9 protein-coding genes are annotated in these 12,159 nt (G+C 38.6%); 8 read left to right on the top strand and 1 reads right to left on the bottom strand.

All coding sequences use genetic code 11. The features are described from left to right. Positions 1-94: 94 nt before the first annotated feature. The 7 genes from dnaE (at position 95) to U9R83_RS23810 (ending at position 10,350) form a co-directional block, all read left to right on the top strand. The gene (gene dnaE, locus U9R83_RS23840; protein WP_042991854.1) at positions 95-3,445 is read left to right on the top strand and encodes a DNA polymerase III subunit alpha; all 3,351 of its coding nucleotides are present in this window, start codon (positions 95-97) and stop codon (positions 3,443-3,445) included. A 201-nt stretch (positions 3,446-3,646) separates the two neighbouring features. Next, positions 3,647-4,876: an NAD(P)-dependent malic enzyme gene (locus U9R83_RS23835; RefSeq protein WP_014458037.1), complete on the top strand. Its 1,230-nt coding sequence runs from the start codon at positions 3,647-3,649 to the stop codon at positions 4,874-4,876. Positions 4,877-4,955: 79 nt separating this feature from the next. Next, entirely contained in the window at positions 4,956-5,558 is a 603-nt protein-coding gene (locus tag U9R83_RS23830; protein ID WP_042991855.1) for a FadR/GntR family transcriptional regulator, read from the top strand. Positions 5,559-5,785: 227 nt separating this feature from the next. Then, entirely contained in the window at positions 5,786-6,667 is an 882-nt protein-coding gene (accD, locus tag U9R83_RS23825; protein WP_013059451.1) for an acetyl-CoA carboxylase, carboxyltransferase subunit beta, read from the top strand. Beyond that, complete coding sequence (gene accA, locus U9R83_RS23820) at positions 6,661-7,638, top strand: acetyl-CoA carboxylase carboxyl transferase subunit alpha (protein ID WP_014458039.1); 978 nt, start codon at positions 6,661-6,663, stop codon at positions 7,636-7,638. Before accD ends, accA begins: the two co-directional genes overlap by 7 nt. A gap of 479 nt (positions 7,639-8,117) precedes the next feature. After that, the gene (pyk, locus tag U9R83_RS23815) at positions 8,118-9,878 is read left to right on the top strand and encodes a pyruvate kinase (RefSeq protein WP_014458040.1); all 1,761 of its coding nucleotides are present in this window, start codon (positions 8,118-8,120) and stop codon (positions 9,876-9,878) included. Between the two features lie 79 nt (positions 9,879-9,957). Further along, on the top strand, positions 9,958-10,350 hold the full coding sequence (locus U9R83_RS23810) for an FxsA family protein (RefSeq protein ID WP_025750656.1): 393 nt from the start codon (positions 9,958-9,960) through the stop codon (positions 10,348-10,350). Positions 10,351-10,389: 39 nt separating this feature from the next. Here U9R83_RS23810 and ytvI read toward each other — a convergent pair whose 3' ends face one another. Continuing rightward, positions 10,390-11,499, bottom strand: coding sequence for a sporulation integral membrane protein YtvI (ytvI, locus tag U9R83_RS23805; RefSeq protein ID WP_042991856.1), 1,110 nt, complete (start codon positions 11,497-11,499; stop codon positions 10,390-10,392). A 113-nt stretch (positions 11,500-11,612) separates the two neighbouring features. Between ytvI and U9R83_RS23800 the strand changes: the two genes are divergently transcribed. Then, positions 11,613-12,074: a DUF441 domain-containing protein gene (locus tag U9R83_RS23800; RefSeq protein WP_013059446.1), complete on the top strand. Its 462-nt coding sequence runs from the start codon at positions 11,613-11,615 to the stop codon at positions 12,072-12,074. Positions 12,075-12,159: the final 85 nt, after the last annotated feature.

Genomic DNA, 12,159 nt, shown 5'->3' with positions numbered 1-12,159 from the left:
ATATATGGACAAACGTTCAGAGTTATGTAATTTGTCTACGCCCGCAACAAAATTTATAATGAAAATAAAGAATTAAAGAAAGGTGGGAAGTCCTGTGCCTTTTGTTCACTTACAGCTTCAAAGTTCTTATAGCTTACTAAGCAGTTCCGTTCGTATTCATGAACTTGTAGAAACAGCTAAAAAAATGAACTATGAAGCGATTGCTTTGACCGATGAAAATGTAATGTACGGAGTCATTCCTTTTTATAAAGCCTGCGTGAAAGCGGGGATCAAGCCAATTATTGGGCTCACATTATCAATTCTAGAACACGAAGAAAGCGAGCGAGCGTACCCTTTAGTTCTGTTAGCGGAAAATGATAAGGGATATGAAAATCTATTAAAACTAAGCAGTTTAGTTCAAACCAAGGAAAAACAAGGTGTAAATAAAAAATGGCTCCAGCATTACAGTAGCGGGCTGATTGCTATTACACCTGGTGTAACGGGAGAAGTAGAAACTCTGCTAGCAGAAAACAAGCTTCAAGATGCAAAGCGAGTGCTTCAATTCTTTAAAAAAGTATATTCGCACTCTTTGTATATATCCATACAGCGCCACGGACAGGATGAAGCTTTGATAAATCAGCAGTTAACGGAGCTTGCTGCTGAAGAAAATGTCCCGCTTGTTGCGACGAATCAAGTGAAATATTTAAAAAAAGAAGATCGGGACGCATATGATTGCTTAGCGGCTATTCGAGACGGAGAGAAATTACATAGCGGTGAACAGGTGCAAGAAGAAAGCAGCGAGTACTATTTCAAATCACCTCATGAAATGGAAGTTCTCTTTCATGATCAGCATTTTTTAATAGAAGAAAGTATAAAAATCGCAAGACGATGCGAGCTCGAAATTTCTCTAGGCGTAATGTCTATTCCAAAATACCCTGTTCCCCCGTCTGTTACATCATCAGCCTACTTGCGCACTCTCTGCGAAAAAGGATTGCAAGAAAGAGTTCAAGTGATCACGGAACAATACGAGGAACGCTTGGATTATGAGCTGAATATTATTGAAAATATGCGCTTTAGTGATTACTTTCTTATCGTATGGGATTTTATGAATTATGCTCATGAACACGGTATTTTAACGGGGCCAGGCCGTGGTTCAGCGGCAGGCTCATTGGTCTCATACGCCTTACGAATTACAAATGTTGATCCAATTCAGCATCAGCTTCTCTTTGAGCGCTTTTTAAACCCTGAACGTATTTCGATGCCTGATATTGATATTGATTTTCCTGATAACAAACGAGATCAAGTCATTCAGTATGTGGCTCAAAAATATGGAGCGCTGCATGTAGCTCAAATTATTACGTTTGGAACATTAGCAGCTAAAGCAGCCGTACGTGATGTAGGGAGAGTGATGGGATATGATCAAGAGGCGCTAAACAAAATGTCCAAAGCGATTCCAACTAAACCAGGTACAACGTTAAAAAGCGCCCTTCGTGATTCAAGAGTTCTTCAAGACTATTTATCTGAAAATGAAGCCAGAAAACAATGGTATAACATTGCGATGAAGATAGAAGGACTGCCAAGGCATACTTCCACACACGCAGCAGGCGTTGTGATTAGTGAGAAGCCTCTGACGCAGTCTGTAGCTGTACAAGAAGGACATGATGATGTATATCTAACTCAATATCCAATGGAAGCTCTGCAAGACGTTGGGCTTTTGAAAATGGACTTTTTAGGTTTGCGCAACTTAACCATTTTAGATCATATTTTAAAGAAAATTGAGCGGGACATGAATCGAAAGCTGTCACTGTCTCATATACCATTTAACGATCAAAAAACTTTTGAACTGCTGAGCAAAGGAGATACGACAGGGATTTTTCAGCTAGAGTCAGATGGCATGAGAAGAGTGCTTCAGCAATTAAAACCTACAGAGCTAGAAGATATCGTAGCGGTCAACGCGCTGTATAGACCTGGTCCAATGGAAAATATTCCAACTTATATTAAGCGCAAGCACGGCGTGGAGAAGGTCATATATGATCATCCTACGCTTAAAGACATTTTACAATCCACGCACGGCGTTATCGTGTATCAAGAGCAAATTATGCAGATTGCTTCAAAAATGGCTGGCTTTTCTCTTGGAGAAGCAGATTTGTTGAGAAGAGCAGTTAGTAAAAAAGAGCGTGCAGTGCTTGATCGTGAACGAGCTCATTTTGTTCAAGGAAGCGAAAAGAAAGGATATGACCTATCCGTTGCTAATCGAGTATATGACCTTATTGTGCGCTTTGCTGATTATGGCTTCAACCGAAGCCATGCCGTTGCTTACAGTATGGTAGCCTATCAGTTAGCTTATTTGAAAGCACATTACCCGCTACAGTTCTTTTCAGCTTTATTAACGAGCGTTATTGGAAATGAAGGAAAAATTGCTCAATATATTAATGAACTAAAAAGAAAAAAAATACAAGTTCTCCCACCTTCTATTAACAAAAGCATGTATTCGTTTAACGTAGAAGGTGAAAGTATAAGGTATAGCCTTGCAGCCATTAAACATATTGGTGCAGCAGCTATGCAGGAAATAACAGAAGAGCGAAAGAAAAAAAGATTTGAAGACTTATTTGATTTTTGTGCACGTGTTTCACAAAAAGCTGTGAATAAAAAGGCCCTTGAAGCTTTGATTCTGTCCGGAGGCTTTGATGAGTTTAGAGAAAATCGAGCTACTTTATTAGCAACGATTGATGTAGCATTTGAACATGCCAGCTTGGTACTCCCAGATGATGACTTTGGATTTGGAGATGAATTTTCGTTAAAGCCTAAATATATGGAAAAAGAGGAGCTGAAAATAGAAGATCGGCTTCAGTATGAAAAAGATATGCTAGGTTTTTATTTATCAAGCCACCCTGCTTCTCAGTATGAAGCACTGAATTCCTTTTATTCTGTTGTTTCTCTTCACGATATGAGAGAATACGCTTCAGGAAAAGCGGTCTCTCTTTTAGTATTTGTGTTGGAAATTCGCGTCATTCGAACGAAAAAAGGAGAGCAAATGGCCTTTTTACGCATCACGGATGAAAGTGGAGAAGGAGAAGTTGTTGCGTTTCCTCGGGTATTTGAGCAGAATCGTCCGCTGTTTGAACAAGGGAAGGTTTTACTGATACAAGGAAAAATAGATGAAAGAAATGGGCAGCAGCAAATTGTTTGTCAACGTGCTGAAGCTGCTAGCGAGGCGGTTCAAAAACTACCGTCGGAAGAATTATACTTACGTATAGAAACAAAGCAAGGTACAGAAAAGCTGCTTCATACTATTTACCAGCATTTTAAGTCTCATAGAGGGAAAATCCCCGTGAAAATTTATTATGAGGCAGAACGTCAATTGGTCAAGCTTCCCGTTCACTATTCTATTGAACGAAGCGACGAGTTAATAAAAACTTTAAAAACAATGCTAGGAGAGAAGCACGTTGTGTTCAAGAAGATATAGTCTTTACAGATTTCATGTGATGTTATATGGTAAAATAGTTAAAAAAGTGGTCTGACCACCGTTTTTTTATGAAATATACGAATTAGATGCGTTTTTCTTGAAATGAAATGCAATTAGATTTATAACATCATATGAGTGTGGGAAAGAACATGGTTCAGGCGCAGTATTTGTTATCATTTTGTTTATTGGGAGTGAAATTCATTGTCTTTACGTGAAGAAGCATTGCATATGCACCGCATTAACAAAGGTAAACTAGAATCAAAGTCCAAAATTCCTGTTCGAAACGCAGAGGATTTAAGCCTTGCTTATTCCCCTGGTGTAGCAGAACCTTGCAAAGAAATATATGATGATGTAAACAATGTATATGAATATACGATGAAAGGAAATATGGTAGCTGTTGTATCTGATGGCACTGCCGTATTGGGCTTGGGCAACATAGGTCCTGAAGCTGCTCTGCCAGTAATGGAAGGGAAAGCTGTCCTTTTTAAAAGTTTTGCCGGCGTAGATGCATTCCCAATTTGTTTAAACACGACAGATGTGGACAAAATTATAGAAACTGTTAAATTGCTAGAACCTACTTTTGGAGGCGTTAATTTAGAAGATATTGCGGCTCCTAACTGTTTTGAAATTGAAGAGCGGTTGAAAAAGGAAACAAATATCCCGGTTTTTCATGATGATCAGCATGGGACGGCTATTGTTACGGTAGCGGGTCTTCTTAATGCCCTGAAGCTGACAGGAAGAAAGATGTCACAAATCAAAGTGGTAGCGAATGGAGCAGGAGCTGCTGGCATTGCTATTATTAAATTATTATACAGCTATGGAGTGCGCGATATCATTATGTGTGATTCCAAAGGAACGATTTATGACAAGCGTCCTCACGGCATGAACCGTATAAAAGATGAAGTTGCAGCCTATACAAATCGAAGCAAAGTAGAAGGTACGTTAGCTGATGCTTTAGAAGAAGCTGACGTATTTATTGGAGTTTCGGTTGAAGGAGCACTCACACCGGAGATGATTGGAAAGATGAATCCAGACCCAATCATTTTTGCAATGGCAAATCCCGTGCCTGAAATTATGCCAGAAGAAGCTAAAAAAGCTGGCGCGAAAGTAATCGGCACCGGACGTTCTGATTTTCCTAATCAAGTGAACAATGTCTTAGCGTTTCCGGGGATATTCCGAGGTGCACTAGATGTGCGTGCTACTCATATTAATGAAAAAATGAAAATGGCTGCAGTTGAGGCCATTGCTAATTTAATTACGGAAGAGGACTTGAATACAGACTATGTGATTCCAGGTCCATTTGATGCACGAGTGGCTCCGGCAGTAGCCGCCGCTGTTGCAAAAGCAGCTATGGAAACAGGGGTTGCCCGAATAAAAGTAAAGCCAGAAACCGTAGCTGAAAACACACGTCGCTTAGCGATTATTGAATAAGGTTACATCAACTGTTCTTTGACAGGCATGATGCTTCAAGCATGCCTGTTAAAGTAATGTAAAGTGAGTGGTAGTAAACTTGAAGAATGAACGTTCAAAAGTATATGTAGAAATTCTAAAACAAATTCGCCAGCTAATGGAAGACGATCGTTTAACTACGGGGGATAAAATCCCGTCAGAACGAGAGCTTTCTGAACGGTTAGGCGCAGGACGTTCTTCCGTTCGAGAAGCGCTCAGAGCGTTAGAGCTAATTGGGTTGATTGAAACTAGAAGAGGTGAAGGTACGTTTATTAAAGAAGTAGGGGATCATCAATTTATTGATTTATTAGCTACTTTTTTAGTACAAGACGGTAAAACAAAATCAGATTTAATTCAGACGAGATATATTCTTGAAAAGAGCTGTTTGTATTTTGTTTTAGCGGAACAGGACGAAATCAATGTTTCGAAAGCAGTTCAAAAGCAGAATGACGATTGTTTGAAGAACTTGTTTGACTATTTGTTTTCTTTGCAGCCTAATCGGCTATTACACCGAATCTGGCTGATTATTTGCCGTTTTTCTCAAACTTTTCAACAAAACTCAGCGCCAAGCGACACTCTGATAAGTGAATTAGTAGAGGCGTTAGCTAAAAAAGATGAAGCAGCTGTATTAAATCTTCACCATCAGTGCTACAAACAAGTGTGAAAGAAGGAATTTGTCGAAAGAGACATGCCATCTTTCTACACAAAATCAAACAGTCATCTAGTAAAGTAAATAGTAACTAATAAAGTGAAGCGAACAATTCGTCCAATTTTTGTCTATCCGTCACTTGATTTGTATTTGAGGCGGATTTTCACAACTTGTAAATAGTAGAAGAAGAGGAAGAATAAAGGTTCTTATGATAAAGAAAAGAACCAAAAGGAGGTTACACCTTGTTACGAGATTTATTTACAAAAAACACAAAAACTCCAAAAAAACGAAAATATGCTACGATTCCTTCTGAGCATATGAGACAAGATGTACCTGAAGGAATTATGACCAAGTGTAAAAAGTGTAAAAAAATAATGTATACGAAAGAGTTAAATAAAAACTTAAAAGTATGCTTAAACTGTGGATATCATCATCAAATGACAGCACCAGAGCGTATCGAAAGCTTAATCGACAGCGGAACGTTTGTTGAATACGACAAAGATATGACGTCAGAAAATCCTCTTGGGTTCCCTGATTATCTTGAAAAGCTCGAAAAAGATCGTGAGAAAACTAATTTGAGTGAAGCGATTGTTACGGGTGAAGGAGATATTGAAGGCATTAAAGTAGTAGTTGCTGTTATGGATTCACACTTCCGTATGGGAAGCATGGGCTCTGTAGTCGGCGAGAAAATTACTCGCGCCATTGAAAAAGCGAAGGAAATGCATGTTCCATTCCTTATTTTCACAGCTTCAGGCGGTGCACGTATGCAAGAAGGTGTTCTGAGCTTGATGCAAATGGCTAAAACTAGCGCAGCTCTTAAAATGTTCAGTGATGAAGGCGGCTTAATCATTTCGATTATGACACATCCTACTACAGGAGGAGTATCAGCAAGCTTTGCTTCGCTAGGCGATTATAATTTAGCCGAGCCTGGCGCGTTAATTGGCTTTGCTGGAAGACGTATTATTGAACAGACAATTAGAGAAGAGCTTCCAGAAGATTTTCAGACGTCGGAATTTCTGTTGAAGCATGGTCAGCTAGACGGAGTTATTGACCGTCATGATTTAAAAGAAACGTTAACAACTATTTTAGATATACACGTAGCAGGAGGTGACATCGAGTGGTAAGCGAATTAGAATTTGAACGTCCAATTGTTGAGTTGCGAAACAAGATTGCAGAGCTTAAAGAGTTTGCTAAAAATACAGAAGTGGATTTATCTAGCGAAATTGATAAGTTGGAAAATCGCTTAGAAAAAGTAGAAAACGATATTTACAACCATCTAAGCCCGTGGAACCGTGTTCAAATTGCGCGTCATCCTGAACGTCCTACAACACTCGATTATATTTCTCGCTTGTTTACAAACTTTTTAGAGTGTCATGGAGATCGCTTTTATGGAGATGATGAAGCAATCGTAGGAGGAATTGCCAAGTTTAATGGCGTGCCTGTTACGGTGATTGGACATCAAAGAGGTAAAGATACGAAAGAAAATATTCGTCGTAATTTTGGTATGCCTCATCCAGAAGGCTACCGTAAAGCGCTGCGTTTAATGAAGCAAGCGGAGAAATTTAACCGCCCAATTATTTGCTTTATTGATACAAAAGGAGCTTATCCAGGGAAAGCGGCAGAAGAACGTGGACAAAGTGAAGCTATTGCGAAAAACCTTTTCGAAATGGCTGGCTTAACTGTACCCGTTATTTGCATTGTGATTGGAGAAGGAGGAAGCGGAGGAGCCTTAGCATTAGGTTTAGGAAATCACCTTCATATGCTTGAGAACTCCACGTATTCAGTTATTTCTCCAGAAGGAGCGGCAGCCATTCTTTGGAAAGATTCTTCTCTTGCGAAAAAAGCAGCTGAAACGATGAAGATTACAGCACCAGATTTGAAAGAACTTGGTATTGTAGATGAAGTGGTTTCAGAGGTAAAAGGCGGAGCGCACCGGGATATCGATGCACAAGCTGGATACATGGAGGGCGTTATCAAGAAATCATTAAAAGAGCTGCTTAATTTATCAAAAGACGAGCTAGTGGAAGAGCGTTATTTAAAATACAAAAAAATCGGACAATTTGCAGCTGAAAACGATGCCATTACTATAAAATAAAGAAACGTGCACTCTTGAAAAATAAGGGTGCGCGTTTTTATGCTGTTTGTATAGCCCTTCTCTATTGTGTTTACAAGTTCTTCGTGGTATTTTATAGACAGCAAAAACCTTTAAGTAGAAGTAGAAAAAAGAGTGTTTTTTTTAATTTCCTATGGTTATTGGCAGCTGTGCGAGCGTTTGTCTTTTCTCTAAAACGTGAGATATATAAGACAAACCAGGCAGCAAGTATTGCTGTATGAATTGCAGGGAATAGTAAAATATGAAGCAAACGATGAAGAAATTCATCGTTAAAGTGCTGTGTATTTGTTTGCTATTTGATTCAGCGCTACGTAGGTATTTCATAAGTTACACGTAAAGCAAGGTGGACAAGGTAAGGCAACACAATACTTGTTCACAGCCTGCTAGTAAAAGGTTAGTAAAAGAAATAGCTATTTGCTTTACCTAAAGAGTAAATAGTAAATATATAGGAGGAAATTTGAATGCGTAAAACTAAAATTGTATGTACTATTGGACCAGCGAGTGAAAGTGTAGAAAAATTAGTTGAACTAATTAACTCAGGCTTAAACGTTTGTCGTCTAAACTTCTCTCACGGTGACTTTGAAGAGCACGGCGCACGTATTGTTAACATTCGTGAAGCTGCGAAACAAACAGGTAAAACAGTAGGTATCTTACTTGATACAAAAGGACCTGAAATTCGTACAAACACAATGGAAAATGGTGCAATTGAGTTAGAAGAAGGCTCTGAAATCATTGTGTCTATGACAGAAGTAGTGGGAACAACTGAAAAATTCTCAATTACATATCCAGGTCTAATTGATGACGTACACGTAGGATCAAAAATCCTTTTAGATGACGGTTTAATCGGTCTTGAAGTACTAGACATCAATAAAACTGATGGTGAAATCAAAACAAAAGTACTTAACCCTGGTACATTAAAAAATAAAAAAGGTGTAAACGTGCCAAACGTAAGTGTAAACCTTCCTGGTATCACTGAAAAAGATGCAAACGATATTGTATTCGGTATCGAACAAGGCATTGATTTTATCGCTGCTTCTTTCGTGCGTCGCGCATCTGATGTATTGGAAATTCGTGAACTACTAGAAAAACACAATGCAGCTCACATTCAAATCATTTCAAAAATCGAAAACCAAGAAGGCGTAGATAACATCAAAGAAATTCTTGAAGTTTCAGACGGCTTAATGGTTGCTCGTGGTGACTTAGGAGTAGAAATTCCTGCTGAAGAAGTACCATTAGTACAAAAAGATCTAATCAAACAATGTAATGCGCTTGGCAAACCAGTTATTACAGCTACACAAATGCTTGATTCAATGCAACGCAACCCGCGCCCGACTCGTGCGGAAGCAAGTGACGTTGCCAATGCTATCTTTGATGGTACAGATGCAATTATGTTATCTGGTGAAACAGCTGCAGGTTCTTACCCAGTTGAAGCTGTACAAACAATGCATTCAATCGCTTCTCGTGCTGAGCAAGCTCTAAACTACTCTGAGATTTTACAACAGCGCAGCAAGCAAGTTGGACCATCTATTACAGATGCAATTGGACAATCTGTTGTACACACAGCGCTTAACTTAAACGCTAGTGCAATCGTAGCGCCAACAGAAAGTGGTTATACAGCGAAAATCGTTTCTAAATATCGTCCGCAATCTCCAATCGTAGCTGTTGCAGCAAACGATTCTGTTGCACGTCGTCTGTCTCTAGTATGGGGTGTTACACCAGTTGTTGGTGAGCGCGTAAACACAATTGACGATATGTTAGATCACGCTGTAAATGATGCAGTAAAAACAGGCGTTGTAGCACACGGCGACTTAGTGGTTATTACAGCTGGTGTTCCAGTTGGAGAATCAGGTGCAACGAACTTAATGAAAGTTCAAGTTGTAGGTGACGTTCTTGCTAAAGGACAAGGAATTGGTCGTAAAGCAGCAGTTGGTAAAGTAGTTATTGCTAAAACTGCTGAAGAAGCAAATGCAAAAATGACTGAAGGTGCTATCCTTGTTACAAACAGCACAGATCGCGATATGATCAGTGCAATCGAAAAAGCAGGGGCTCTTATTACAGAAGAAGGCGGTCTAACAAGCCATGCAGCTGTAGTAGGGTTAAACTTAAGCATTCCTGTCATTGTAGGCGTAGAAAACGCAACAAGCGTATTCTCAGAAGATCAAGATATTACAGTTGATGCTTCACGTGGTGTTGTATACAACGGACACGCAAGCGTACTGTAAGAACACGTAGATGATAGAAAAAAGAGAAGGGGAATCCTTCTCTTTTTGTTTAGGCAATTCAATAAGCGAAGAGGTGATGATGGTGAGGAAGCTCCTTCCGCTCCTTCTTATTGTACCTGCTGTTGAGGTAATGATTTTGATTTATTCAAGTCATCTCATTGGTGTAATGTCAACATTTTTACTGATTATTGCTACCAGTTTTATTGGTGCGTTTCTAGCGAAAAAACAAGGAACATCTCTTTTTCAAAAAGCACAGCGCCAGATGAGCCAGGGACATGTTCCAAGCGGTGAAATCCTTGATGGTATGTGTGTACTATTTGGCGGACTGTTTCTGCTGTTTCCAGGCTTCTTGACAGATGTTGTAGGCTTTATCTTTTTGCTGCCGTTTACACGCAGAATCGTTAAGCCTTTTCTTTTAACGTGGCTAAGAAGATTTTTTCAAGGACGTAATCGAATGACGATTATTCGTTAACTAGAAAGTGTGTGAAAGAAGCTTCTTTCACACGCTTTTTCATTTTCCTATAATAAATTGCCACGTTTCTTTAAAAACCCCCGTTGTATGAAGTGTTTTTAGAATAACAAGAATAACAGGGCCAACTATTAATCCGAAAAATCCAATCAGTTGATATCCTACAAATAAAGCAATTAATGTAGCGAGAGGATCAAGACCAATGCTTGATGACAAAATTTTTGGTTCCATAATTTGTCGCTGCACAAGTACTACAGCATATAAGACCGAAAGCCCTACAGCAAATGACACGTTATCTGTTGCAAAGGCATAAATCATCCAAGGAACAAAAACCAGTCCTGTTCCGAGGTAAGGAAGAATATCTACCAAGCCAATCAATAAAGCGACTGTAATAGCATAATCAACCCTAAGAACAAGTAAACCAAAAAGAACGATGATTGTGGTAATCGAAATAAGCGTAAGCTGAGCTTTAATAAAACCAAACAGTGCATTTTTAAGCTCCACAACAACTGTCTGTCCATTTTCCCTTACTTTTTTAGGAATAAACACGCTGCTTTTAGTCATCAGCTTGTACCAATCTTTACTAATAAAAAAAGTAGCCAGTAATGAAAAAATAATCACAGTAGCTGCATTAGGCAATACGGATAAAAGTACTGGGATGCTTTGCAATACATTTTGCAAAAAATCACCCACCGTTTGAGCGATATGGTTGCCTACGCCTTTAATGTTCGATAAAATAGTTGCTTGCTGACCGGTATTTAAGTTATTAAACATAGAAGTAATGCGTTCATAAAACGGAAGTATTTGTTCTGTAGCAATATTTTCAATAAATATGACCACTTCTTTGAAATTTGTGGGAACAACTTTCGCTAAATACGTACTTCCTGCAATGATTTCTGTGATAAGTAACGTAATAAGTCCGGCCAAAAGAGAGAAGATAAGAACCATTGATAGTAAAACAGCTAAGTAGCGGGGTAAACGCAGCTTCAATTCAAATAGATTAACCATAGGATTTATGAAAAAAGCGATGCAGCAAGCGATAATAAATGGATATATGAGAGAAGAGACATAATAACTAAGAAATATAGATGCTGCAATAATTACCAACACACAAGCTAAGCGAAATAGTCGATGTAAATGAAGCTTGTACACAATAAATAGAGGCCTCCTTGTAAACGATAGTCAACAAAAGAAAAAGCTACTCATAAAATATTTACGTAATACGCTTTAGATTTATCACAATAAAAAAAGAAAGGATGAATAAAATGTTCTCACAACCCATGCTTTTTTTAGCTGTTTTACTCGTAATTGGATTAGTGGCTAAAAATCAATCATTAATCATTGCAGTTGCATTTTTACTTATTTTAAAATTAATCGGGTTAGACGGTAAAGTTTTTCCGTTTCTACAATCAAAAGGAATTAATATTGGAGTAACGGTTATTACAATTGCCGTTCTTGTGCCAATTGCAACAGGAGACATAGGGTTCAAACAATTAGGAGAAGCTGTGAAATCTTCTTATGCCTGGATTGCTCTAGGAGCAGGAATTGCTGTAGCAATTATTGCTAAATATGGACTTACACTCTTGGAAGATGATCCGCATATTACGACCGCTTTAGTTTTTGGCACAATTCTTGCTGTGGCGCTGTTTCAAGGGGTAGCAGTAGGTCCGTTAATCGGTGCTGGAATCGCTTATTTATTTATGAAATTAACTGAACTTTTTTCGTAGAAATTTTTGTATAATAATAATTTTTTTAAAATTTCTTCTCTCTTTTGATTCACAAAAGTCAGATAATTGTTTATAATATATTTTG

The organism is Priestia sp. LL-8 (assembly GCF_036227845.1).
Classification (GTDB): Bacteria; Bacillota; Bacilli; order Bacillales; family Bacillaceae_H; genus Priestia; species Priestia zanthoxyli.
Note: the sequence above shows the minus strand (reverse complement) of the source record. Positions and strands in the feature narration are given on the sequence as shown.

Excerpts from the sequence above, each read along its gene's own strand:
- U9R83_RS23810 (WP_025750656.1), top strand. The coding sequence starts at position 9,958 with ATGGTGAGGAAGCTCCTTCCGCTCCTTCTTATTGTACCTGCTGTTGAG.
- U9R83_RS23800 (WP_013059446.1), top strand. The coding sequence starts at position 11,613 with ATGTTCTCACAACCCATGCTTTTTTTAGCTGTTTTACTCGTAATTGGA.
- pyk (WP_014458040.1), top strand. The coding sequence starts at position 8,118 with ATGCGTAAAACTAAAATTGTATGTACTATTGGACCAGCGAGTGAAAGT.